Source organism: Pseudomonas sp. AC247 (assembly GCF_979258015.1).
Genome location: NZ_OZ409829.1, coordinates 2252485 through 2278446 on the forward strand (window position 1 = coordinate 2252485; position 25962 = coordinate 2278446).

Here is a 25962-nt window from a genome sequence, read left to right on the forward strand (position 1 = left end):
GAACTGAACTCGTGCTTACGTTAAGTGTTGGATAAAGAGATTGACCGGGACATCCCCCAGCGCGTCGCTGATATTCAGCTCCCTGTTTTTTGTGACTGCGCGGCTTGAAAAAAGTCCCTTCAGGTTTGCGTCAGAGGCGGCGAACGGTAAAACCACCCGCGTATCGCCCCAGCGCAGCGCATCGACCTGAGGTACAGCACCGTTTTCCAGCAGCGTGGCGCAACGGATCGGTACGATCACGATGGCCTGTTTCCCCTCGTGTTCGCGGGCAAACGCGAGCACGTTGTGCGCCTGATCGCCCAGCACCTCCAAGGCCTGGTACGAGCCATGGCGGAACAGCCCGGCATGCTCGGCACGCAGGTTCAGCACCTCGGCGATCAAGGCCTGCTTGATACGCCCGTCACGCCAGTTCGCCAGCAGCTGCGCAGGTGGCAGAGGCGCCTGCAAGGACTGCGCGTGCGCGGCGTAATCCACCGGCCGGCGGTTGTCCGGATCGACCAGGCTGAAATCCCAATACTCGTTGCCCTGATACAGATCCGGCACCCCCGGCACGGTCATGCGCAGCAAGGTTTGCGCCAAGCCATTGAGCGCGCCGGCCGCGGCGATGCTGTTGACGGTCTTGGCCAGTGCGGCGCGCAGCAGTTCACCGTCGGCGCCGGTCAGGAGTTTTTCGGTGAAGGCCTGGGTGGCGTTTTCATAGGCCTCGTTCGGCGCGCTCCAGCTGCTTTGCAGCTTGGCCTCACGCAGGGCTTTTTGTTGCCATTGCCAGATGCGCTTGGCGTAGTCGACGAAACCGCCCTGATCATCGTCGCGCAGATCCAGCGGCCAACTGCCGAGCAAAGCTTGATAGAGGATCAGCTCATCACCCGCCGACGGTACCTGGTCATCAACGCGAACCGGGCGGGCGAGGGCGCGCCACAATTCGATCTGCTCGGCGTACCAGTGGCTGCGTTCGCTGAGCACCGCCAGGCGCGCGCGGGTGTCTTCGCCGCGCTTGTGATCGTGGGTCGCGGTGGCCAGCAGGTTGTCCGGGAATTCGGCGAGACGTCGCTGATTGACCGCGTGGAAATCACTGACCGGCGCGCTGAACTGTTCGGTGTTGTAACCCACATCATTGCGCGACAGCAGCACCGCCGAGCGATACAGCGCAGTGTCTTCCACGGCTTTCGCGGCTGCCGGTGAGGTCAATTGTTGAAAACGTACGCAAGCGTGCTTGAGGATTTTCCGCGAGCGGCCACGCGGTTTGCGCCGCCACGGTGTGCCACCGAGCCAGGCCGCGACGCAGTCGAGTACCGGCCAGTCGGCTTCGCTGAGGGTTTGCCGGGCACCGTCCATGGCGTGCTGGAAAAACACCTCGTCCTGCGCCGAACGACCCATTGCACCGATGTAAGTGCGATAGACCGGGAAATGCACGATCAGCGCCTGCAACACCCGGCGGATCGCACCGAGGGTCAAGTCGCGGGTCATCAGGTCGTCGCGAGCCACTTGCAGCAAGGCCTGCGCCACGCTTTCGCAGTCGCTGGCCAGCGAGCCGTTGAGGATCTGCTGGCGCGCCAATTGCGCTTCTTCGATGAACGCGGCGGGCCGTTCGGTGCGCCGTTGCCACAGGTCACCGAGGACGTATTCGCCGTCGGGATAATGCTGCAACAGCGACAATTGATTCATGAATTCATAACCGGTGGTGCCGTCCACCGCCCAATCGCGGTGCAGGGTTTCACCGGCGCCGAGGATCTTCTCGACGTAGATCGGCAAGTGTCGGTCTGGCGCGATCAGGTCAAGGCGTCGACGCAATTTGCGGCAGTAACCGCGCGGGTCGGCGAGGCCGTCGATGTGGTCGATGCGCAAGCCGTCGACCAGCCCTTCGGCGATCAACTGGAAGATTTTGCCGTGCGTTGCTTCGAACACTGCCGGACGCTCGACGCGTAAACCGCCGAGTTCATTGATGTCGAAAAAGCGCCGCCAGTTGATGTCGTCGGCAGCGGTGCGCCAACTGGCCAGGCGATAGCTTTGTCGCTCCAGTAGCTGATGCAGCGATTGGAAGCCTTCTTCAGTGGTCGAGTCGAAATTTTTCAGGTTGTTTTGAAGCGCTTCGAGAACCTGCGGATCGCTTGCCAGTTGCCGCAGCTCTTCCTTCAAGGGGATCGCCAGCGAATGCGCATCGGTCTGGTAGCTGAGGGTACTGAAGCGATCGGCCAAAGACTTGAGCGCCTCCTCGGGTTTGAGGATGTCAGCGTAATCGCTTGGGCAGATCGGGAAATGGTGGTCGTAATGCTCGACGTAGAAGCTGCCTTTTTCTGCATTGAAATGCAGCTTCAGCGTGCCTTCCTGCAACGCCACACCGTAGTCGCTGCCTAGAAAGGGCAGCAACAACTGGCCTTCCATCAACGGATCCGGCGAGTGCCACTGAATGTCGAAAAATTCGCCATAAGGGCTCAGTCGTCCCCATTCGAGCAGGTCAAGCCACCACGGATTGTCGTTGCCGCCCACGGCCATGTGGTTGGAAACGATGTCGAGGATCAGCCCCATGCCGTGCTCGCGCAGGGTGCTGACTAAATTTCGCAGCGCCGCTTCGCCACCGAGTTCCGGATTGACTTGGGTCGGGTCGACCACATCGTAGCCGTGCATCGAGCCGGCCCGCGCCGCGAGCAGCGGCGAGGCGTATATGTGGCTGATACCCAATTGGGCAAAATACGGCACCAACGGTACCGCTTGTTCGAGGGTGAACCCTTTATGAAATTGCAGGCGCAACGTCGCGCGCAGTGGCTGGATGAGCGTTTGGTTCATTGGTCACGCTCGGCAGCCTGAAGCCTTGCGCAGGCGAGCAATTCCAGACGGCGCGCTGCATCGGCGTCATCGAGCAAGGCTTCGCTGGTACCGGGCAAACGTCGCGACCAGTTCGGGTGCGTGTCGATGGTGCCCGGGAAATTGGCTTGCTCGTTGATGCCCAACGCGTCTTCGATTGGCAGCAGCACCAGGGGCGCGCGGGTATGGCCGAGGAAACGCACGGCGGCATCGACCACTTGATCGGCCTCGTGGGATTCCTCGCGAAAGTTCTGCGGATCCTGACTCAAGGCGCTGCGCAGGCCTTCGCGCTCACGCTGGCGATGGTGGCGCCATTCGATTTCACCGTTGGCATCGACAAAACCCAGCCGCGCATTCCAGTCGATGTCGCGACCGTGCCACCAGCCATTGATCGTCGGCAGATCATGGGTGCTGGTGGTCGCCAGCGCGTTGTCCGGCCAGTCGAGGATCGGTTTGAAATGGGTGTTGTCCTGTTCGAACAGCAACACGCGCATGCCGAGCATCGAGCGGGCGATGAGCTTTTCGCGCAGACCGTCTGGCACAGTGCCGAGGTCTTCGCCGAGGACGATGGCTTGGTGACGATGGGATTCGAGCGTCAGCAAACGCAGCAAATCGTCGACCGGGTAATACAGATAGGCGCCATCCGCCGGGGCGGAGCCGTTAGGAATCACCCACAAGCGTTGCAGGCCCATGACATGGTCAATACGCAAGCCGCCGGCATGGGCGAAGTTGGCACGGAGCATGTCGATGAATGCGCGGAAACCATTGCGGATCAGACCTTCCGGGGAGAACGCGGAAATCCCCCAGCCTTGCCCGGAGCGGTTGAGAATGTCCGGCGGCGCACCGACGGTCAGCGAGGCGAGCAGCTCATCCTGAAAACTCCAGGCCTGACTGCCGGCGCCATCGGCCCCGACCGCCAGGTCTGCGATCAGGCCAATGCCCATGCCCGCGCTGCGAGCGGCGGTCTGTGCGCGCTCCAGGCAGCGGTGAATCAGCCATTGGCAAAAAGCGAAGTAACCGATGCGCTCGGCGTATTCCTCGGCGAACGCTGCCAGCGCCGCGCCGCGCGGGTCGTGCCAGTGCTCCGGCCATTGCCGCCAGTCGAGATTTTCCCCGCGCGCGGCGCGCATTTCCTGAATCGCTTCGAAGCGGCAGTGATTCTCCAGCGCTTCGCCGCCGGCGTGACGGAAACTGGCAAAGTCCGGGTGCAGCGGATGATCGCCGGCGACGAAGCCTTCATACAGCGCTTGCAGCAGTTTCTGTTTGGCCTCGGCGGCGGCTGGCCAGTCGATCAGTTTCAGGTCTTCCAGTTGCGCAAATTGGGCGGCCAGACCTGCCGCGTCGATGGCGTCGCGTAGTGCCCGTTCGCCGAGTATCGCGCCGGGCGCGGCGTACAGCGAATTGAGAAACAAGCGACTGGACGGCGAATACGGGCTGTAGCGCCCGGTATCAGCGCTGAACATTGCGTGCAGCGGGCTGATCGCCAGCGCCTCGGCGCCACGCTCACCGGCCACACGAGCCAGTTCTTCCAGCGCCTGAGTGTCGCCAAAACCGCCATCGCCAGGGCGACGCAACGAATACAACTGCACGCTGAGGCCCCAGGCACGGGGGATCGGGTTGTCCACCGCGTCGCCAACGCTGAAGCAGCGTTCCGGCGCCACGGCCAGGGTGAAATATTGATCGGCGATGTGTACCTGCTGATAACCGACCGGAATCAGGCCGGGCAACATCGCTTCGTTGTCGAGTTTGAGGTTCAGTCGCGAACCGTCTTCGAGGTGGATTTCACAAGGCGTCTCTGGGGCGAAATAGCGCGCCAGATCGAGGCTGACGCCGACGTCGCTGGTCAGCAGCGGCGGCAGGTGGCGATCTTGTTGCACTTCTTGCAGTTGCAGCAGGCTGGCATCGATTTCCTGAGCCGTGCTGGCCGGGTGGCCGAGTCCTATGAGGACATTGCGCAGCACCGCCGGGGCGACTTTTTGCGGGCGGCCGTTGGCGTCGATCCAGTCGACGGCGAGGCCGGCTCGGCTGGCCAGAATTTCCAGTTGCGCATCGCTCATAGGCGCTCTCCATCCAGAGGTTGCAAAGGGGTTGCGGCCGTGAGGCTGACAAGCGCGCAATACGCGGGCAGTTCGCCCGATTCCGACAGATCGGCGCTGGGCGGCTGTTGAAACAGCCACACGGTTTCGGTCTGTGGAGGGTTGACCACTGGCGTGTCGCTGAGGTTCAGGTCAATTCGCAGCTCACTGCCATTGCCCAGGCGCCAGCGCGCACTGACCGCGCCAAACCCGAGCATATGGGCGCCGAGCGCTTGCGTGCCGGACAGATGGGGGATGATGTATTGATGGCGAAATTGCAGCAGTTTTTGGTACAGCGCGAGGGTTTCCTGCTGTTTCACGCTGCCATTGCCAATCAACCTCGGCTGAGAGGCGTGGAAGGTTTTTTCGCCATTCGGATCAGGAATCTGTTCACGCTTGTGCGGGTCGGTGAAAGCGCTGAACGCCGCGAATTCATTGCGGCGGCCCTCGCGCACCAGTTCGGCTAATTCACCGTGGTGACTGGTGAAAAACAGGAACGGCTGTTCGGCGGCGAATTCGTCGCCCATGAACATCAGCGGAATCATCGGTGACAGCAGCAACAATACCGTCGCTGCCTGCACGGCGCGTGGATCGGCCAGCTGATGCAGACGCTCGCCGAACGCGCGGTTGCCGATCTGATCGTGGTTTTGCAGGAACAGCACAAACGCGGTGGACGGCAAGTGTTCACTGGGCTCGCCGCGAGGTTCGCCATGACGGGTGATGTGGCCCTGGAACACAAAGCCCTGACTCAGGCAGCGCACCAGTTGTTCGGTGGGTTGCGCGGCATAGTCGGCGTAATAGGCGTCGGTTTCACCGGTGAGCAGTACGTGCAGGGCGTTGTGGCCGTCGTCGTTCCACTGCGCGTCGTAGTCGTATTCGAGCAGGCTGGACTGGTTGAGTTCGTTTTCCACAGTCAGCCAGACATGCCGATTCGGGTCGATTTGCGCGCGGATGCGCTGGGCCATCTCGGTGAGGAAATCCGGGTCTTCGATGGCATGCACCGCATCGAGGCGCAGACCGTCGAAGCGGTATTCGAGCAACCACATCAGGGCGTTTTCGATAAAGAATTCGCGCACTTCGTCGCGGCGAAAATCGATCGCCGCGCCCCACGGCGTGTGCTTGTCTTCGCGGAAAAAGCCTTTGGCGTAACGGTGCAGGTAATTGCCGTCGGGGCCGAAGTGGTTGTAGACCACGTCGAGAATCACCGCGAGGCCGTGGCCATGGGCGCTGTCGATCAGGTGTTTGAGTTGTTCCGGGGTGCCGTAAGAGGCTTGCGGTGCGTAAGGCAAGACGCCGTCGTAGCCCCAATTGCGATCGCCGGGGAACTGCGCCAGCGGCATCAGTTCGATGGCGGTGATGCCCAGACCGGCGAGGCGCGCCAGGTGTTGTTCGACTTCAGCGAAGCCGCCGAGCGCACCGACGTGCAACTCGTAGATCACCGCTTCGCTCCACGGCCGACCGTGCCAGGCACTGTGTCGCCATTGATAGGCCAGCGGATCAACCACCACGCTGTGGCGGTCGAGGTCGCCGTCCTGCGCTCTGGAGGCCGGGTCGGGCACCTCCAGTTCACCATCGATGTTGTAGCGGTAACGCGTGCCCGCCGCACAGCGGGCCTTGATCACGAACCAGCCGTCTGCCTGCGGCAGCATTGGCAGCGACTGGCCGTCTTCCAGTTCGACGCTGACGTAAAACGCATCCGGTGCCCACAACGCAAATTGCGTGTGCTCGGCATCCAGCATGATCGCGCCGTGTGGCCAGGTTTCAGTAGACCGTAACGGCATCGTTGACCTCCCTGTTACTTGTGAATTGCTTTACCCAAGGCCTTGGCCACCAGTTGTTCATAGAGTTCGGCGTACGGTTCAACCGCTTTGCACCAGTTGAACGGCGCGGCCATTGCCCGGCAACGCATGGCATTGAGCAGTTCAGGATAGGCGAAGACTTTGAACGCGCGGCTCAGGGCTTCTTGATAGCTTTCGGCGGTGGATTCGTCGAAAAGGAACCCGGTGATGCCGTTTTCAATGGTGTCAGCCAGCCCGCCGGTGTTGCGCGCGACCGGCAGCGAGCCGAACCGCTGGGCGTACATCTGACTCAACCCGCAGGGTTCGTAACGCGACGGCATTAACAGGAAATCGCTGCCGGCGAACATGCGGCGGGCGTCGGTTTCATTGAAGCCGATGCGCACACCGATCTGGCCAGGGAAACGCAGTGCCAGTTCGCGCATGGCTTGTTCTTCTTCCGGCTCGCCGCGACCGATGATCGCGATCTGGCCACCGTTCTGCACGATGTATTCAGAGACGGCTTGAGTCAGATCGAGGCCTTTCTGATAAACCAGCCGGGAAACCACGGCAAACAGCGGACCTTCCGAGTCATTCAGTTCGAACAGTTCGCGGACATGGGCGGCGTTGACGGCTTTGCCTTCCCAGTCGCCAATGGCGAACGGTGCGAACAGGTGTGGATCAGTGGCAGCGTCCCAGCTCTCGTCGATACCGTTAGGGATACCGCTGAGCAAACCTTGCTGGGTCTTGGCGGCGAGGAAACCGTCGAGGCCGCAGCCGAAATCCGGGGTGGTGATTTCCTGCGCGTAAGTCGCGCTGACCGTGGTGATGTGGCTCGAATAGGCCATGCCGGCCTTGAGGAACGACATCTTGCCGTAGAATTCCATGCCTTCCTGTTGCAGGGCATGGTTGGGAATGCCCAGCTCTGGGCACGAGCCGAGGCTGGTCACCCCTTGATAAGCAAGGTTGTGAATGGTGAACAGGGTTGGCGTGCGCTGCCCGCGCCAGTGCATGTACGCCGGGGCCAGGCCTGCTGGCCAGTCATGGGCGTGCACCAGATCCGGGCACCAGTGGATTTGTGCAAGGTTGGCGGCGATGTCGGCAGCGGCCAGACCGAGACGGGCGAAGCGAATATGGTTATCCGGCCAGTCACGGCCATTGTTGGCGCCGTAGGGCGAGCCTTCGCGCTCGTAGAGTTCAGGGCAGATCAACACGTAGATCACCAGGCCGTCGGGCATGTCCATGCGACCGATTTTGCACGGTGGCAGCGCAGCATGGCCGCCGAGTTCGCCGATGATGTGAATCGGGTTCTCGCTGTGCATCACTTGCGGGTAACCGGGGATCAGCACGCGCACATCGTGCAGGTGCGCCATGGCGCGGGGCAGGGCGGCAGACACGTCACCCAGGCCGCCGGTTTTCACCAGATCGGCGATTTCCGAGGTCACGAACAACACTTTCTTCTTGTTGGGATTCTGGCTCGCTACCGGAGTCAGCGTCTTGGTGCCGGGGACGTTGATCTGTCGGCTGCCGGGAACGCTGATGGTGCTCGCTTCGCCAACCGCCTGCTGAGCACGCTCTCCCTGAATATCCAATGCCGCACTGATCATATGAATCTCCCGTGTTGTTGATCTGATTCTTCTCTCTTTCCCTGTAGGCGCTGCCGCAGGCTGCGATCTTTTGATCGTTTAAAAGCAAAGATCGCAGCCTGCGGCAGCTCCAACATGAATTACGCGAGCGCAATCGCGCTACGCATCGGTGAGCAAACGCTACCCAACACGCGCAAGCAGAATGGGTGATTGGGCTATTGCAAGGATTGCACCAGCCACTTTGGCCCTACCTTTCAGATGACCCGCCGCTTCGTGCAAAAGTTTCGAGTTTTTTTCCGCAAGATGACCGGCAGGTCGAACCCTGAAAAATCCAGTCTAGGCCAGATCCTAGAGCGGGCCAGAGCAAATGGGTAAATTGTTCGACAATCGGTTTGCCGTTAACGGCAACTTGGCTTTTGGAGGGCAAACGCACCGACGAAGTGCAGTTTTTTTTGCGAGGAAGGGCCAAAACGGTGACTGGTCGGTCACGATTCTGTGCTAGCGAGGAGTGCAGTCGCACTGTTGTGGTGCGAACACATTGTTGATGGGGGGACAGTGACTGCCCCATCGCGGGCAAGCCTTGCTCCTACATCGCAATCCGTCCCATGTAGGAGCAAAGCTTGCTCGCGAAGACGATGGCACATTCACCATCCAAACCGGATATGACTCAATACCAATTCATCAGGCGAATCGGCTCCCCCGCAGCCCAGGCCTGAATATCTTCGATCATCTGCGAAAAGAACTGCTCATAGTTCTGCCGACTGACGTACCCCACGTGCGGCGTCGCCAGCACGTTGTCGAGTGTGCGAAAGGGGTGCAGGGCCGGTAGCGGCTCCTGCTCGAAGACATCCAGCGCCGCCCCGGCGATCTGCTGTTTCTGCAACGCCTTGATCAGCGCCGCTTCATCGACGATCGGCCCGCGCGCCGTGTTGACCAGCAGCGCCGTCGGTTTCATCCAGCTCAGCGCTTGCGCATCGACCAGTCCGCGACTGCGCTCGCTGAGCACCAGATGCACCGACAGCACATCAGCCTGTTCGAACAGTTGCTGCTTGCTGACATAACTGACGCCAGCCTGTTCGGCTCGCTCAGCCGTGAGGTTCTCGCTCCAGGCGATCACCCGCATGCCGAAGACCTGCCCGAACTGGGCGACTTTCTGGCCGATGCTGCCAAGGCCAAGAATGCCCAGCGTGCGGCCGTGCAGATCACCGCCCAGGCCTTGCTGCCATTGGCCGGCCCGCAGTGAATTGGCTTCGTTTACCAGATTGCGCGTGGCCGCCATGATCAGTGCCCAGGTCAGCTCCGGCGCGGCGTGCTTGTAGCTGTCAGTGCCGCAGACCTTGATGCCAAGTTTCGCCGCCGCCTGCATGTCCAGCGCCGCATTGCGCATGCCGCCGGTGACCAGCAGCTTGAGATTGGGCAGCCGCTCGAGCAGATCTTCATCAAAGCGTGTGCGCTCGCGCATCACGCAAATCACCTGATACTTGGCCAAACGCTTGGCCAGGGTTGCGTTGTCTGTCGGATAGTCATGTTCGAACGTCACCTCACCGAGGCTGTCGAGCACTGACCAGTCGACCACGTCGCGCGCCACGTCCTGCCAGTCATCGATCACTGCAATCTGCACCGCCATCAGCTTCACCTCATCAACGAACAGGATTGGTTGTGTTCAGCCAGCCGAGCAAGGCCTTGTGGAACTGCGCCGGTTCTTCCATTTGCGGCGCGTGACCCATGCCGGGAAATTCCACCAGCGTCGATTGCGGGATCAGCTTGGCCACGTGTTTGCCGAGCACGTCGTAGTGGCCGATTTTCGCTTTCACCTCAGGTGGCGCAAGGTCCTTGCCAATGGCTGTGGTGTCCGAAGTGCCGATCAGCAACAGGGTCGGCATCTTCAAGTCCTTGAACTCGTAGTACACCGGCTGGGTGAAAATCATGTCGTAGATCAGGGCCGAGTTCCACGCGACTTGAGTTTTGCCCGGGCCTTTGCTGAGGCCGGCGAGCATGTCGACCCAACGGTCGAATTCAGGTTTCCAGCGGCCGTCGTAATAAGTGCTGCGTTCGTAGTCGCGAATGCCTTGAGCGCTGACTTTCAGTTCGCGCTCATACCATTGATCGACCGTGCGATAGGGCACGCCAAGGGCTTTCCAGTCTTCCAGGCCGATCGGGTTGACCAGTGCCAGTTGTTCGACCTGCTCCGGGAACAGCAGCGCGTAACGGGTGGCGAGCATGCCACCGGTGGAATGGCCGAGCAGGGTGGCTTTCTGAATGCCCAGCGCCTTGAGCAACTGCTGGGTGTTGGTCGCCAGTTGCTGGAAACTGTACTGATAGTTGTCCGGTTTGCTGGAAGTACAGAAACCGATCTGATCCGGCGCAATCACCCGGAAGCCGGCCTCGCTCAAGGCCTTGATCGAGCTGTCCCAAGTGGCCGCGCAAAAATTCTTGCCGTGCATCAGCACCACGGTGCGGCCGTTGGCCTTGCCGTGGGCAGCGACGTCCATGTAACCCATCTGCAGGGATTTGCCCTGAGATTGGAAGGCGAAGTGTTTAAGTGTGTAAGGGTATTCGAAGCCTTGCAGCTCCGGGCCGTAGGCCGGGCCCTCGGCAGGCGCTGCCTCGGTGGCGGCGTGCGCGAACAGCGGCAGGGCAGCGCTGAGGAAGAGGCCGGGAAGCCAGCGGGAACGCGTGACGGTCATAAGGGCAAACTCCATGAAAATCGGCCGATGCTGGAACGGCTGGATTACGGTGACGTTAAACACAGGCAATGGGGGTAGCTGATGGTTCAACCGAGCCAGCCAAGGGTCAGCATGGCCAGCACGCCATAACGTGCACCTTTGGCGAGAGTGACAATCAGCAGGAAACGTCCGAGCGGCTCGCGCATGACCCCGGCGATCAGCGTCAGCGGGTCGCCAATGATCGGTAGCCAGCTGAGTAGCAACGACCAGTGGCCGTAACGTAGATAGTGCTTGCGCGCCTGCGCCATGTGCCTGGGGCTGACCGGAAACCAGCGCCGATCCTGGAACCGTTCGATGCCCCGGCCCAACCACCAATTGACCAGCGAACCGAGCACGTTGCCCAGGGTCGCCACCGCCAGCAAACCCCACAACCAGTAATGATCACTGACAATCAAGCCGACCAGCAACGCCTCGGACTGCAACGGCAACAATGTCGCCGCGCCGAACGCGGCCAGGAACAGCCCGTAATACGCAGCGCCCATCAATGAGCCGGGTAGTCCGCCACCACCACATCAGCGCCGTCCTTCTTCAGGCCGATGACCTGATAGGCATCGCTCATGCCGTCCATTTCCATGCCCGGCGAACCCATCGGCATGCCCGGGGCGGCAACGCCCAACAAGTCATCGCGCTTGCTCAGTGCCAGCACTTGCTCAGCCGGCACATGGCCTTCGACGAATTTGCCATGGATGATAGCGGTGTGGCACGACGCCAGACGCGGTGGCACGCCGTGTTGCTGTTTGAAGCTGGCCATGTCGCTTTCGACATGGTCTTCAACTTTGAAGCCGTTGGCTTCGAGATGACTGATCCACTTTTTGCAGCAGCCGCAATTGGCGTCGCGATGGACTTCGATCGGGATCAGGTCGGCGGCCTGGGCCAGGGAGGAGATGAACAGGGCGCTCAGGGCGACCAGACGCAGAGAGGTTCGCATGACGGGATCTCGACTCGGTTGGCGGTCAAAAAGGAGCGTATTTTGACCGGTTTTTCCTGTCCGGCACCAACGGAGTGTTTCCAGTTGCTACAAGACAGGCTGGCAGGATGATCGTAGATCAAACCTGACAAAACCCTGAGCGCAAGATGACAAGTCGGTAAGGCACCACCCTGTAGGAGCTGCCGCAGGCTGCGATCTGTTGATGTTGATCTTTTAAAATCCAGATCAACAGATCGCAGCCTGCGGCAGCGCCTACAGGGTTTAGGTTAGCGGACTTTGAAGCGGCCCATGATCGCGCTGACGCGGCTGTTGGCTTCGAGCAACTGGCGGGTGTTGAGTTCGCTGGCCTGGCCGCTCTGCACCAGTTCGTCGACCATGTGGCGGATCTGCACCATGCTGCGGTTGATCTCCTCGGTCACGGCGCTTTGCTGTTCGGCTGCGGTGGCGATTTGCGTGCTGAGGCTGTTGATGTGGCTGACCGAACCGGCCATTTCATCCAGGCCCGAATTGACTCGTGCCGTGGCGTCGGCCGCCGATTGGCAACTGGCCTGAGTGTTCTCCATGGCCGCGACCGAGGAACTCACGCCTTGGGTCAGGCGGGTCAGCATCTCGTTGATTTCCGAGGTACTGGCCTGTGTCCGGGCGGCGAGGGCGCGCACTTCATCAGCGACCACGGCAAAGCCGCGGCCCTGCTCACCGGCGCGCGCGGCTTCAATCGCCGCGTTAAGCGCGAGCAAGTTGGTCTGGCCGGCAATCGCACCGATCACGCCGAGAATCTCGGTAATGCGCTGGGCGTCCTGCTGCATGTTTTCAACTTTGTGCGTCGCGCTGGCCACTTCGTCGATCAGCGCCACCACGCTGTTGGTTGCTTCGCCGACGACAACCCGCGAGCGGTCGGCGTTTTCGTTGGCGCGCTGAGTGAACGCTGCGGTTTCGGCGGCGTTTTGCGCAACGCTGTCTGCCGTCGAGCTCATCTCGGTGATGGCGGTAACGGTCTGATCGGTTTCCGAAGCATGACGCAGCAGAATCTGGCTGGTGTGTGCCGAGGTGCGTTGCAGGTTGTCGAGGCTCGACGCCATGGCGCCAGTGGCCTGGGTGACTTCGCCAATCATGTTTTGCAGGTAGGTGATAAAGGTGTTGATCGAGTGGCCGATCGCGCCGAGTTCATCTTCAGCGCGAATGGTGATGCGTTTAGTCAGGTCGGCATCGCCGCTGGAGAGCAGATCGATGTTGGCCTTCAGCGCTTTCATGCGCTGGATCAACTGGCGGATTGCGTAGACTTGCAGCAACACCAGCAGAATCACTAGCGGAATCTGCAACAGGCTCAGGGTGCTGAGTACATCGTCACGCTGCGCGGTGAGCATCTTGGTCGGCAGGGCGGTGGCGAGAAACCAGGGTGTGCCTTCGATCGGGCGCATGAAGAACGTGCTGTCCTGACCGTTATTGTCGAACTCGACGCGTTGCGCCTGCTCGCGATTTTGCAGGCCGGTTTTGATCTGGCTGGCGAAGGTCGAGCTGCCGGCCAGTTCACTGATGTTCTTCAGTACGATCGGGCCGCTGATGCGCGAGCTGTTGCTGATGATCTTGCCGTCGGCCTCGACGATGAGCATCTCGGCATTGAGGTCTTTTTCCTTGCGGGCGACCAGGTCGTTGAAGAAGCCGAGGGTCACGTCAATGGTCGACACGCCCCAGGCACTGCCATTTTTCTGGATCGCCATTGCGCAGTTGGTGCGCGGCTCGGCGCTGGCGTCGTCTTTATAGGCGGCGGCCCAGGCGCACTGACCGCGTGGCGTGGCCATGCCGCCCTTGTACCAGCTCTGGTCGTAATAGTTGGGCGCAGCGTCGCTGTTCCAGAAGGTGTTCACCGCCAGCTTGCCCGAGGCGTCGCGGTGCCAGAAGGTGCTGAATTTATTGCGCCCGGCTTCACGCTGGCCCGGCAATGGCCAGATCCCGCCACCAAAAACCTTCAGCTCACCGTACTGATCCACCAGCCCCGGCAATACCGTGTCGATCGCGGCACTGTCGAGCAGCGGGATGGTCTGGGTGATGCTGCGTTGTTGTGACTGAACCTTGTTCAATTCGCCCTGAATCTGTTCGGCGACTTCGGCGATGCGGTTGAGCACCACTTGCTCTTCGGTGTGCCGCAATTTGGGCGCGACCAGTTGGCTGATACCGACCACCGTCAGCACCGACAGCAGCAGGATGAACAGAACCAGAAACAGGGTGTAACGAGCCTGAATGGTACGGAATGCGGGCATGGAAACCGGTCCTTGTGCTGCGATTCTTATTGTGGATTCGAGAGGTAAAACGCTGTGGGCTTTTATACGTATCGTCGGTGCCGGGGGAAGCTTTAGGTACTTTCGTGCAAGAAAACATATTGTCGACCGATGGAAAGTATCGAAAGTCTTACAAGTGACTTATTGACTGTCGGGTTAGAGCAGAAGTACTAGACGAAGTATTTTGGTTGGAGGCTCTATAGCAATGCTTTCAGAGATTTTTTCCGGTGTTCTGCAAATGTATCTGAATTGTAAAAAATCGATAAAAGCAGTTGGTGCCATTACTTTGCCCGTCGATACTTTCGTGCACTAAAACAGGTCAAAAAGGACATTTCCCATGTCGGCTTTACAAGGAGCAGAGTCATGACGATCGGTTACACCGGAGGTTGGCAGGCCAAAGGTGGCTTGTTGGTCAAGGACACCAGCTCTCGTGGCCAGGCGGTTTCGCAGAATGCCAAGGTCAAGCAGATGCTGGCACTGGTTGGCAATGACCCGAGCGTGCTTAATACCCTCGAGATGGACAAGCAGAAGCTGCACAAGAACATCAAAGGTTTCGACCCGGAAAACGTGTCGGCGAAACAGTTGGGTAATCTGAGTACGTTTTTGCGCAGTAAGGGCCTTATTTCTGATTTGACGGCGATGACGCTGCTCAACGCGGGCGACAAGTTCGACCGTTTTGGTGTGCAGAAGGAACCGGACGCCAAGTTCAATGCGCTGGAGTATTTCGCCACGCAACTGGATACCATCCAGACCAACAATATCAAGGGTGACAAATACGCCAATGGCTTGATCCCGGAGTACAAGAAAGCCATTTACGTGCTGCAGAACCTCAAGACCTATGGCATGGGCAATGGCCAGACGGCGCCGACGGACCAGGGTATCCGCGCCAAAGCATAAGACCCGACAATGGCCCGTATGCCTGCGCTACGGGCCATTTTTGCGTTCCGTCATCCCGCGATATTGTGCTGGGCCTCTTCATGCAGGCGCTGCATGAGTGGGCATTGCAGTTGCAGTGTTCTTCGACTGAAGCCTCGATGAAACAGCGCCAGCCAACCACGATAGTCACCGTTGCCAGGGGCCAGCCCGGTGAATATGAAACCGATGGCGGCCAACCTGCTCAGGTCATGGGCAAATCGCCGGGACAGTTTGAGCCGGATCGACACCAGCCAATGTGCAGGCAAGTCACGCAACTGTTTGAGCAAGCCATGGCCGAGTGTCTTCAGCACCATGTCATAACGATTGGCCTGTTGATCGATTTGAATCGCTGCGCCACGCCAGTGAAAAGTGCGCTCTTGCGTGCCAAACACGCTGCTCAAATGTTGCATGAAATCCGCGCAGCTCGCGGGCCAGCGCTGCTGTGGCAGAGGGCAACGGTTGCCGTCAACGGGGCGGACCCCGATGACAATCGTTTCCAGCCCAGACTCGCCGAATGGTGAAGGCACATAGTCTGGCAATAGCCCGGTGCTTTGAAAGCCAAGGTTGATCGCCATGCGCTGCGTATAGGGATGGTGAGTCACCTGTTTGATCGATACATAGCGACACCCCAGTGCCTGAGCATGGTTCAATAATCGCTCGCCCAGGCGAGTCGCAATATTTTGGCCGCGGGTTTGCGGGTGAACGACGCTCAACGCCAGTTCGGCGCTGTGTGCCGTAATGTCGCGTAACAGCGTAGCGTGCCCGAGTATCTGTTCATCCACCTCCGCGACTAAAGAATGCCAGCGGTTGTCAGTATGATTCTGGCTGATCATGCGGGGCAGATAGACATGCGGTTGAACGTAGCGGTCACCGTACACTTGGCGAAACAGCTGGCTGACAGCTGCCGCATCGGATTGGCGATAGTTGCGCAGGATCAGTGGCTCCATCACGTGTACTCCATCGCATCAGGGCCATAGTCGCGCCGGTCGAGGAACCGCAGGCATTTGCCTGAGCGCGGGTGACGCTGCAGATCATCTGTCCGGCAGCACTGCACGTGCAGATCCAGACGCTGATCGGCCTGCAGTTGATCGATCAGCGGGTACTGTTTGATCAGGGCGAGTTGAAGGGTTTGCTCGTCGTTGGTGCAGGCACGGGAAAATTCACGCGGTACCCATTTCAGGGTCAATACATCTTTGTGAACGCTCTGTTCGATCACCAGTTGCCAGTCATCGCAACCGACCGAGTGCTGGACGATTTCGCCGATTTCGACAGGGCTCAGGGACAGCGTGCCGACCCGTACCCGCTGGCTGTTGGCGCTACGCCCCTTGAGCGCAAATTTGCGCATCGCTGTTCCGGCGGGCTCCCGCCAACAGGCGCGATCGCCCACGGGATAACGAATCAACGGCATCAATCGGCGCGTGAGGTTGGTCAACACCAGCATGCCCGTGCGATCGCAGTCGTCAATGACTTCCCCCGATTGCTCGTCAATGATTTCCAGCACGGCGTGAGCGTCCGGCATGCGATGTTCGCCGTCTGCGCAGTCACGGTGGCTGGCGCCAATAAATCCGGCGTCGACGCTGGCGTAGCCGATGGAAGTGATCCGGGCGGCGGGGAATACCTGGCGGAGCATCTGGCGTTGCGAGGCGAACAGGCTTTCTCCGCCGTACAGTATCGTGTCGACGCCGTTGAGAGCTTGGCCCCGGCGGTTCAACAGGCTGGCGAAGGTCAGCAAATGTGCGGGTACGCCAGCGAGTACGTTGATTCGGTGGCGAACAATGGCTTGCGCCAGAACTTCGGCATCGACGTCACCGGTGAAAGGGAACTCGCTGATGTCCTCGGCGACGTTTGCCAAGGCGCCGTGGATGAACAGAAAGCTTGCATACAGGTCGCCGGCAAAGAACAGATTGGCAACCCGGTCACCGGGCTTGAATTGTGGCGTCAGACTCTTGCCGAAGTCGCTGACCAGTGTTCGCCATTCCTCACGGGTATAGACAGACAGTTTGCCGGCGCTGGTTGATCCGCCGGTCTTGAAAATCAATGCCTGCTCGATCGGCCCGGTCAATACAGGCCATTGATCAAGGTTGTCGCTGTGACGCCAATATTCGGCCGGGTCGAGCACTGGCAGTTCGCTGAGCAACGTCATAGGCGCGGCCGCGCCTGAAAGGTGTTGGCTGTAAAAATCGGAATGCCGATGAGCGAAGGTGATCAACTCATTCAGAGGGTGGTCAGTGGTCACGGTTTTTTCTCTAATTATTGTCAAGGGTGATCTGCGTCGCGCGTCATCGCCGCGAATCAATCAGAAGGGGCGTTTTGCCGCTGTTTCTGTTTCGCGTGAACTGTTCGATCGCACAGACTTCAACGTCTATAACCAACAGCCCGCTTGCATTGGCGGTCGCCAACGTTGCGTAGTTCGACAGTCGCGCCCGAACATCAGTGGGTGAGTGTCCGCAGCGCACACGCATGCGCTCGACACCCTCGGGTGTGTGGTCGAGCAGCAGTTGGAAAGGGCATTGCAGGTGCTCGGCCAATTCACTCAAACAGATGAAGTCGGTGCCGATGCGGATCAACTTGCCGTGGCGCTGCAACAGTTCGAATCGCGGGGAGGGCAGGCCACAGTTGCAGGAACCGGGTACCCAGCGACCGCTATCGCCCACGTCGTAACGTTCAACGCGCTGACCTTCCCGGGCTCTGGAGGTGAACAACAGTCGACCGATCTCATTGCCGATGACAGCGGTGTCCTCATCGAACGCGACGATTTCCAAGTGCTGAATATCACTCATCAGATGAAACACGCCGTCCCCGCTCGCTTTGCAGGCGTGGCCCAGCGGGCCGGCGTCGACGCTGCCATAAATCGCCGAACGAATGCTGGAGACGCCGCAACTGTGCAGCAGTTCGCGACTGTGTTCGCTGAGATGTTCACCGCCGAGAAATACCTTGCTGATAGCGCCGTAGGCGCGCAGTCGTTCGTGCTCGTTGAGAAACAGTCGATGCAGGGTACTCGGCATGCCCATCAGCACCGTCACCCGCTGGTCAATGATCAGCTGCGCGATTTCACGGTAGTCTTCATCGGCGGTGGTACCCATTGGCAAATGCGTCGCGCCCATCAATTCCAGGACTTTGGCGAAGCTGAAAAAGCCGCCGTACAGCCCACCACTGAAGAACAGATTCATCACCCGATCGCAGGTCGGATCGAGTCCGGCGGCCAATAATCCGTCAGCAGTGGCGCGCATCTGGCGCTCAAAGTCGCGGTAGCTGTAGCCCGACAGTGTCGGGGTGCCGCTACTGCCTCCCGAGCGGAAAAACAGCCGGGCTGTCGGTTGTACCGCTTGGTTGATAAATGCCTCTTTGCTCATGATCGGTCGATTGCCGGGCGGCGCAGACGTGGTAGGGCCGTCGAGGGTGGCGTGAAAGGGCAGCGCGGTCGCGGACAAACTGACTGACACGCGTCGACACAATCGCTGTAGCGCGTAGACGCCGTCATGGGGTTCCCCGTCATAGCCGTCGTGGATGCCGTTGATCGGGGCAATGCGTGTGACGCCGGCACTGATCAGTGATTGCGCAAGCGCTGCGGTCTGCAGTTCGTTGCAGATCAGTGCGCAGCTCTGCAAGACGTTGCGCCAGGTGTGCAAGGTCTGGGTGAGTAATGCGCGAGGCACGGGTTTGAGCAGTACGCTGCGAAACAGTGGCGAGGGCCTGAGTTGCCGGTCATGCGCCCAGATCACTCGCCAGCCCGGTGCATTCCAGACATGGCCGGTTTGTCCGGAAAAACTCTGTGCCAACCGCACCATCTGGGTATCGGTGGTGATCTGCGAAGCTTCTTGCAGCGTCGGGACCAGCGCGGGCCACTGCCCGGTACGGCGTTCGAACGCCGCCGCCAGGCGTGCGCCGATGTCACGCAGAACATCCGCGTCATCACTGTCTATCAGTAGCCATTGCGGGCTGGAGCAGGCTTGCTGATCGAGGCGGCAAACTTCATCCGCCACCGCCTCCAGTGCCTGCGTGTTGGCGGCATCGGGCGTCATGTAGACGAAGCTGATGCGATGCCCCCAATCGATCCAGCGACAGCCGGCCGGTATTTGCCGGCGGATAGCCTGCAGGGCCGATTCCCCGCCCCAGGCAGCCACCCCGTTGGCGTGTTTGCACAGCCGGGCGATATGCTCGGTACTGACCGGTATTACCGCGATGTAGTGCGCCAGTTGTCCACTTGGATCGCACTGCACGAATGCCTGGAGCAACCGCGCGGTCAGCCCCTGATCACTGCTGCTGGGACGCAACCAATTGATATTGCCGGCCAGCAGGCTTTCAAGCACCGCGCAGAATGCCAACAGCGGCGCGTTGGATGGCGTGATGTGCACCACCAGCCCAAGGGGGCTCCAGCGTTCAAAGCGAGGTTGGCAATAATCAAACCGCCGCAACGAATCAGGATGGTCGCCCAGTTCGCGTTCAAGCTTGGCGCGTAATGCATCGGGATGGCAGAAGTCGCTCAACGCCTGACATTGTTCAGCCTCCAGTTCCACCGCCAAAGACGTGTCGTGCAGGTGTTCAGCGAACTGTGCGGCGGCGTCGATCACCGTTGCACTTGTCAGCGCTGTGCCCAGGTACTGCGGAAGCTGTGGGTATAGAAGGCCCAGCGCTTCGTCGAAATGGATGTCGGTGTGCAGATTCCCTTCAATCAAGTACATATCAATGCCCTCCGAGCAGTTCGGCTGCCGCCATGGCACAGCTCCTACCGGTGTCAGTGCCTGCACGACCGTGCAGCTCGAACCAGTCGCTGGTCAGCCCGCAACCGCAGTGCTGACCGGGATGTAATGTCGCCAGGTCACTCATCACCACCGCATGCGCAGGGCTGGATGAGATGTAGGGCGAGACGAAGCCCAAGAGCCCTTTCTGACCGTAAGGCAAAACGGAAAAATCTGCAGGATTGCGCACGTACGCTTTCGAATAGACCGGCACGTGAAAATGATGGCGGGCACATTCTATGTAAGGCACGGGGTGCTCCACCGCGCCGTAGCCATCGCGACAGGACGCCGTTTCAATGCCCAATTGCTGGTGAATGCGGGCATACAGTGTTGATTTGGGGATTTGTCGTGCCGCCTGGGTTTTCCAGCCTCCACCGAAAAACGCCAGCGACCGTGCCGGCAACTGGACATCGGCCACCCCTGTGTCGCGCATTCGTTCGAGGGCGTGCCACAAAAAAGCCGGAAAACCGAAAATTCGCACCGGCAGGCCTTCTTCGGCGAAGGACTGCAACGCGGCAATCACACCGAACACGTCGAACTCATGCCCGTCTCCGGTGAGGCGCAGTCCGTAAACCAGGCGATTGATGGGCGCAAAACGGCAGAGAAACTGGTCGGTGTAGGAAGTCCCCAGGGTGATATGGCCTTCAGGTTCGTAGCTCAGCAGCAGGTAATTGCAGGGGGTATCTGGGGTATTCCAGTGGTAATGATCGAAAATGCGTTCGACCATGAACTGGGCGGCGGCCATGCTCCGGTTGTCGTAGCGCAGACGGCTTTTCTCGCCGGTGGTACCGGAGGAGGTGAGCTCGAGTGCATCCTTCCCGGTGCTGCTCGACAGCAGTCGTTGCTTGAAGAAGTTGGCAAAGATCGGAGGCAACAGCGACCAGTCCTTCATCTGCTCCAGGTCTTGTATGGCGAGACCATTAGCGTTCAGCCAGCGTTCGTAGTCGGGGGTATTTTGGCAATGAAACCGGCTGATTTCGGCCATGGCCTGGTCAAACAGACCGTCAGGTACTGAATCCGGGCAATAGGGGTGCGGTAACGCACAAAGCGCATCACTGAAAGGGAAACAGGTCATCAATATTCCTTTATCGAGATTGAGTTCCGGGGGTGTCGGTACCCTTCAAGAACCCGTAGAGGAACGGCAGGCACAGCAGACCGCCAAAGGCTGCCCACAGCGCGAAGTGCTCAAGGCGATTGCCGCCGCCGTTAGCCGCAATGACAAGGCCGCCAGCGCCCATCACGGCAATCGAGAGCATGCCGATGGTGGCGCTGACCAGGCCTTTGCCGTCATCACTTGCAAACAGGGCCAAGCGAAAAAGTGCGGCGTTGCTGATGCCCAGCCCGACGCAATACAACGCCAGGCTGGCAACCACTGGTTCAGCGTCAGTGGTCAGCAATGCGCAGGCGATGAGCCCTGCAAGACCGGTGCAGAATGGCCACAGGGCAAGACGAATCAAGCTGGGCAGGGTGTGGTTGACGAGCAAGCGGGCCAATATCAGATTGCCGGCGATGACGCCCGAAAAGATCGGAATTTGCCACAGGCCATAGGCTCGCGGAGTCAGGCCCTGCAACTGAATCAGCAATAAAGGCGAGAGCCCGATCCAGGCAATCAATGGCAGGCTCATCAGGCCGAGTGCGAGGCTTGCGCAGAGGAATCGGCGATTGCTCAGCAGCGCCCCATAACGCTGGCACGTTTGCCGCCAGCACAGAGCGGCTGGCGCCAATTGCTGGCCATCACGGCGCGCCACGCCCACTGTTTCCGGCATGCAGACGTACAGTCCGAGCCAGATACCGGCTGCCGCCAGACCCAGGCTGCAGAACAGCTCTCTCCAGGTCAGCCATTCCAGCAACAGGCTGCCGAGCAACGGCCCCAGCAACGGTGACAGCAGCGCGACGTTACCGAGCAACGCCATCAGGCGCACGGCATCGGCTTCGCAGAACACTTCTTGCAGGGCTGGATAGCTGACCGCCACGACGAATCCCAGCCCCATGCCCTGGATCAGGCGCAGCAGGTTGAATGTTTCAATATGCCGCGTCGTGACGGCGGCGATGCAGGCGACACTGAACAGCGCGCATCCGCTCAAGAGCAAGCGTCGACGCCCCAGCCGATCGGACAGCGGACCAATCAGCCATTGCAGGCAGACACCGCCGATCAGGTAGAGATTGAACGCGTTCGGAACGTGCCGTGGATCGGCTTCGAATTCATCTGTTATGGCCAGCATTGCCGGCATGATCATGTCACTGGCCAGATAGGTCAGCAGCTCGAATCCTGTAAGTGCCAGGCAGAAACCAATGAGTTTTGCAGGCCCGATATTGATTAATGTTCTCTGCATGGTCGTCCTTGTTAGCAAGTCGAAAAAGCTTGCTGGAGACTAGGTGCAGAGGCTCAGAGAGCCTAACGGTTTGCTGCGACATTAGATTTCAAATGCTTGCAGCGTATTTAACCGGGTTGAACGGCGCCGTTGCGCAGAAACAGAAATGCCCGCGCAGAGGCGGGCATTGGGAGGAGGTGGATCGGCGGTCTATTCCTCGCCTCAGGCATTCAATGGCTGGGAGGCGGGGCGAACAATCCTGTTCTATCGATGTTGGTAATAGCCAGGGCCACCCTGGTAATAACGATGGTGATCGCCGTGCCAGCCGCCGTGGGGGAAGATGATGCAGCCACTCAGGGTCAGCAGGGCGAGAACGGGAATCAGCCAGGTGATTCGACGCAGCATTTCAAAAATCCTCATGGTTAAGCCGTCATGAAGCCAAAACTCTTCATCGGCTGTAACATGAGACCCCGTTTGTTGCAGCGCATCCCCGTGAAACGGTATGCGCATGGCATGCAAGCGGATACAAACCAGATACATTCAAACGTTTCAGGAACCCGCAATGACCCACAAGCAACGCTTGATTTATTCGATTGTGATCGCCGTGTCCGTGCTGCTGATCATGCTCGGCCTGTCCTGGCTGCAAAACGCGGGAATGATCACCGAGAAAATGTTCCAGTACATCGCCATCGGGGTTGCAGTGGTCGTGGTGATTATCAATGCCGTGCTGCGCCGCAAGGTCAAATCCTGACGGCAATCGCAGCAGGTTTTACTCGGTGAGAAGGGCCGCGGCCTGTGGATGCAGGCTGTAGCTCTTATCCGCATTGAATGTAATGACGCCTTCGGCGCACAGGCGCTTGAGGACTTCGCGCACACTGAGAAACGACAGCGGGATGTCCAGGTCCAGCAACTGGCTGTGCACACCGCGAACGCCCAGACGACGGTCGGTTTGTGCCGCGACCCGCAAGGCGTCGATGACTTTCAGGCGAATCAGGCTGGTGCGCAGACCAAAACTTTTCAGCAGCAACCGGATACGTTCGTTGCCGTGACGTTCCACGCGTTGTCCGAAATCGCTCGCGTGCGGGCTCATGGAAGCTCCTTGTGGCGCCTGGCTACCTTCCGTTGGTAGTTGCGAGTTGTACATGCGATTACTCCTTTTCAGGGCCTGATCGGCAAAGGTTTTTTTGCTCTCTCTAAACAAGACGTTTCAGCTCGACAAATCATGAAAGAAAAAATGTAGAAAATTCGTCGCCATTTCGTCTTTTCCACGTTTTCACGGCTCGAGAATGCCCTTTATCGGGCTAAATTTTTTTCTCCGGTTTCGTTTCTTGGACAGGCTCATTGCGCGTGGACGCGTGGGTGTTTCCAGAGCGGATCCGCTGCCGTCCCATTCGCGTGGCAAGGTCAGATCCGCTCCTCGGTATTTCGATCAGGAGCGAGCGTGATTATTTCCAGGCAGTTAACACGGCTGACCCTTGCCAGTATGTTTTTCGGACTGAGTCTGTCGGCGCATGCCTTCAGTCCGGCCACTGAGGCCCATGCCGATATCCGCCGCACCGGTTTTGGTGTTCCGCACATCCGTGCAGAGAATGAACGTGGCCTGGGTTTTGGCATCGGCTATGCCTACGCACAGGACAACCTTTGCCTGCTGGCCAATGAGATCGTTACGGTCAATGGCCAGCGTTCACGTTATTTCGGCCCCGATCAATTCACCGTCGAAGAGCGCGAGAATCGCGTCAGTGATGTGTTCTTCACATGGCTCAATACCCCTGAGGCCGTCCAGACGTTCTGGCAGGCGCAAACCGCTCAGGTGCGTGATCTGGTCGAGGGTTATGCCGCCGGCTACAACACTTATCTCGCCGAGCGTCGCCAGCAAGGCTTGCCGCAGCAGTGCCAGGGCGAATGGGTGCGCGATATCGCCCCAGAGGATCTGGTGAAGCTGACCCGGCGTCTGCTGGTGGAAGGTGGCGTTGGCCAGTTTGCCGAAGCCTTGGCGGGCGCCACGCCGCCGCAAGCCACCGCGCGCGTCGAGCACGACAACCACGCTTACCAGTTGGCCGACGCGCGTCAGCAGCGTTTTGCCCTGGACCGTGGCAGCAACGCGGTGGCCGTGGGCAGCGAGCGCTCATTCAATGGCCGTGGCATGTTGTTGGCAAATCCGCATTTCCCGTGGGTGGGCGGCATGCGTTTTTATCAGATGCACCTGACCATCCCCGGCAAACTCGACGTCATGGGCGCCGCATTGCCCGGCTTGCCGATGATCAATATCGGCTTCAACCAGCATCTGGCGTGGACGCACACCGTCGACTCGTCCAAGCACTTCACGCTGTATCGCCTTCAGCTTGATCCGAAAGACCCGACACGCTATCTGCTGGACGGTCAGTCGCTGCCGATGAGCAAGCAGACCGTGACTGTGCAGGTCAAACAGGCCGACGGCCAAGTGGTGCCGGTGGCGCGTGACGTCTATAGCTCGCAGTTCGGCCCGATTGTGCAATGGCCGGGCAAGCTTGACTGGGATAACCAGTTTGCTTACAGCCTGCGTGATGCCAATCTCGACAACGACCGTGTGCTGAAGCAGTGGTACGCGATGAATCAGGCCGCCAGTCTCAAGGACTTGCAGGATTCGGTGCACAAGATTCAGGGTATTCCCTGGGTCAATACCCTGGCCGTGGATGACCAGGGGCAGACGCTGTACATGAATCTGTCGGTGGTGCCGAATGTCAGCGTCGACAAGCTGGCCAAATGCAGTGACCCGCGTGCCGGTTTGCAGATGATCGTGCTGGACGGCGCCAATAGCGCCTGCGCCTGGGACATTGATCCGCAAGCGGCGCAGAAGGGTATTTATGCCGCCAGTCAATTACCGCAATTGCTGCGCAAGGACTTTGTCCAGCACTCCAACGATTCCGCATGGCTGGCCAACCCGGCGCAACCATTGACGGGTTTCTCGCCGCTGATCAGTCAGCAAGGCCAACCGCTGGGATTACGCTCCCGGTTCGCCCTTGACCGGTTGGGTCAACTAAGCAAAAAAGGCTTGCTGGCGGTGAAAGACCTGCAACAAATGGTCATGGACGATCAGGTGTATCTGGCGACACTGGTGGTACCGGATCTGCTGAAGTTTTGCGCGGCTGACCTGGGCGCCGACGCAGCGACATTGAAGCCTGTGTGCGCCAGCCTCAAAGCCTGGGATGGTCGGGCAAACCTCGATTCCGGCCTGGGCCTGGTGCATTTTCAGCACATCATGCAGGCGCTGCAGGAATCGCCGGATATCTGGAGCGTCGCCTTCGATCCGAACGATGCGCAACATACCCCGCGCGGTCTGGCGGTCAAGCAACCGGCCGTGGCACAGGCACTGCGCGAAGCGATGCTGGCCTCTGCCGAGTCGACCGGCAAAATGGGCCTCAAGGCGCAAACGCGCTGGGGTGATATCCAGGTGGTCAGCAGTGGTGGCCAACAGACGCCTATCCACGGCGGGCCGGGGACGTTAGGTATTTACAACGCGATTCAAAGTGTTCCGCGCGAGGATGGCAAACTTGAGGTGGTCAGTGGCACCAGCTACCTGCAAGTCGTGACGTTCGATGAAAAAGGACCGCATGCGCAGGGGCTGTTGGCGTTCTCGCTGTCCAGTGATCCAGCGTCGAAATACTCGCGTGATCAGACCGAGGCCTTTTCGAAGAAGCAGTGGAGTGTGTTGCCGTTTACCGAGCAGCAGATCCAGGCTGACCCGCAGTATCAGGTGCAGACGGTCGGCGAGACCGTGGACAAGGCAGGGAAAGTCGCGGCGCAATAACTGGATTGTGTCTACAGCAAGACCCGAGGGCCACATTCCGT

Annotated in this window: 19 protein-coding genes; 3 read left to right on the top strand and 16 right to left on the bottom strand. The window is 59.6% G+C overall.

What is annotated here, in order from left to right:
• Positions 1–15: 15 nt before the first annotated feature.
• From ACZZ0B_RS10485 to ACZZ0B_RS10525, 9 genes are all read right to left on the bottom strand, one after another.
• A complete protein-coding gene (locus tag ACZZ0B_RS10485; RefSeq protein ID WP_463545108.1) occupies positions 16–2784 on the bottom strand; it encodes a malto-oligosyltrehalose synthase in 2769 nt (922 codons plus the stop codon).
• Positions 2781–4859, bottom strand: a complete 2079-nt coding sequence (malQ, locus tag ACZZ0B_RS10490; protein WP_463545109.1) for a 4-alpha-glucanotransferase — start codon at positions 4857–4859, stop codon at positions 2781–2783. Before malQ ends, ACZZ0B_RS10485 begins: the two co-directional genes overlap by 4 nt.
• Positions 4856–6658, bottom strand: coding sequence for a malto-oligosyltrehalose trehalohydrolase (treZ, locus tag ACZZ0B_RS10495; RefSeq protein ID WP_463545110.1), 1803 nt, complete (start codon positions 6656–6658; stop codon positions 4856–4858). The genes malQ and treZ overlap by 4 nt, the downstream gene beginning before the upstream one ends.
• A gap of 14 nt (positions 6659–6672) precedes the next feature.
• Positions 6673–8259, bottom strand: coding sequence for a glycogen synthase GlgA (gene glgA / locus ACZZ0B_RS10500; RefSeq protein WP_463545111.1), 1587 nt, complete (start codon positions 8257–8259; stop codon positions 6673–6675).
• Between the two features lie 646 nt (positions 8260–8905).
• Entirely contained in the window at positions 8906–9865 is a 960-nt protein-coding gene (locus ACZZ0B_RS10505) for a D-2-hydroxyacid dehydrogenase family protein (protein ID WP_463545112.1), read from the bottom strand.
• A 13-nt stretch (positions 9866–9878) separates the two neighbouring features.
• Positions 9879–10925 carry an alpha/beta fold hydrolase gene (locus ACZZ0B_RS10510; RefSeq protein ID WP_008077638.1) on the bottom strand — a complete coding sequence of 349 codons (1047 nt, stop codon included), beginning with the start codon at positions 10923–10925 and terminating at the stop codon, positions 9879–9881.
• A gap of 86 nt (positions 10926–11011) precedes the next feature.
• Entirely contained in the window at positions 11012–11446 is a 435-nt protein-coding gene (locus tag ACZZ0B_RS10515) for a YqaA family protein (RefSeq protein ID WP_158835275.1), read from the bottom strand.
• The gene (locus ACZZ0B_RS10520; protein WP_463545113.1) at positions 11446–11892 is read right to left on the bottom strand and encodes a DUF411 domain-containing protein; all 447 of its coding nucleotides are present in this window, start codon (positions 11890–11892) and stop codon (positions 11446–11448) included. Before ACZZ0B_RS10520 ends, ACZZ0B_RS10515 begins: the two co-directional genes overlap by 1 nt.
• 266 nt (positions 11893–12158) lie before the next feature.
• On the bottom strand, positions 12159–14150 hold the full coding sequence (locus ACZZ0B_RS10525; RefSeq protein ID WP_158835282.1) for a methyl-accepting chemotaxis protein: 1992 nt from the start codon (positions 14148–14150) through the stop codon (positions 12159–12161).
• Positions 14151–14531: 381 nt separating this feature from the next.
• Between ACZZ0B_RS10525 and ACZZ0B_RS10530 the strand changes: the two genes are divergently transcribed.
• The gene (locus ACZZ0B_RS10530; protein ID WP_158835285.1) at positions 14532–15065 is read left to right on the top strand and encodes a hypothetical protein; all 534 of its coding nucleotides are present in this window, start codon (positions 14532–14534) and stop codon (positions 15063–15065) included.
• 50 nt (positions 15066–15115) lie between these two features.
• Here the strand turns inward: ACZZ0B_RS10530 and ACZZ0B_RS10535 are convergent, their stop codons facing one another.
• The 6 genes from ACZZ0B_RS10535 to ACZZ0B_RS10560 all read right to left on the bottom strand — a co-directional run bounded on the left by ACZZ0B_RS10535 (position 15116) and on the right by ACZZ0B_RS10560 (position 22539).
• Positions 15116–16030, bottom strand: coding sequence for an N-acetyltransferase family protein (locus ACZZ0B_RS10535; RefSeq protein ID WP_463545114.1), 915 nt, complete (start codon positions 16028–16030; stop codon positions 15116–15118).
• Positions 16030–17319: a phenylacetate--CoA ligase family protein gene (locus ACZZ0B_RS10540; protein WP_463545115.1), complete on the bottom strand. Its 1290-nt coding sequence runs from the start codon at positions 17317–17319 to the stop codon at positions 16030–16032. Before ACZZ0B_RS10540 ends, ACZZ0B_RS10535 begins: the two co-directional genes overlap by 1 nt.
• 43 nt (positions 17320–17362) lie before the next feature.
• Complete coding sequence (locus ACZZ0B_RS10545; RefSeq protein WP_463545116.1) at positions 17363–19765, bottom strand: aldehyde dehydrogenase family protein; 2403 nt, start codon at positions 19763–19765, stop codon at positions 17363–17365.
• Position 19766: 1 nt separating this feature from the next.
• On the bottom strand, positions 19767–20897 hold the full coding sequence (locus tag ACZZ0B_RS10550; RefSeq protein WP_463545117.1) for a LuxE/PaaK family acyltransferase: 1131 nt from the start codon (positions 20895–20897) through the stop codon (positions 19767–19769).
• 10 nt (positions 20898–20907) lie between these two features.
• Positions 20908–22155, bottom strand: a complete 1248-nt coding sequence (locus tag ACZZ0B_RS10555) for an MFS transporter (protein ID WP_463545118.1) — start codon at positions 22153–22155, stop codon at positions 20908–20910.
• Between the two features lie 243 nt (positions 22156–22398).
• Entirely contained in the window at positions 22399–22539 is a 141-nt protein-coding gene (locus ACZZ0B_RS10560; protein ID WP_008077622.1) for a hypothetical protein, read from the bottom strand.
• A 157-nt stretch (positions 22540–22696) separates the two neighbouring features.
• On the opposite strand from ACZZ0B_RS10560, the gene ACZZ0B_RS10565 reads away from it, so the two are divergent.
• A complete protein-coding gene (locus ACZZ0B_RS10565) occupies positions 22697–22885 on the top strand; it encodes a hypothetical protein (protein ID WP_008077621.1) in 189 nt (62 codons plus the stop codon).
• Positions 22886–22903: 18 nt separating this feature from the next.
• Here ACZZ0B_RS10565 and ACZZ0B_RS10570 read toward each other — a convergent pair whose 3' ends face one another.
• Positions 22904–23278: a fe2+ zn2+ uptake regulation protein gene (locus tag ACZZ0B_RS10570; protein ID WP_463545119.1), complete on the bottom strand. Its 375-nt coding sequence runs from the start codon at positions 23276–23278 to the stop codon at positions 22904–22906.
• A 297-nt stretch (positions 23279–23575) separates the two neighbouring features.
• Here ACZZ0B_RS10570 and pvdQ point away from each other — a divergent pair, with 297 nt between their 5' ends.
• The gene (gene pvdQ / locus ACZZ0B_RS10575) at positions 23576–25921 is read left to right on the top strand and encodes a bifunctional acylase PvdQ (protein ID WP_463545120.1); all 2346 of its coding nucleotides are present in this window, start codon (positions 23576–23578) and stop codon (positions 25919–25921) included.
• The last annotated feature ends 41 nt before the right edge of the window (positions 25922–25962 follow it).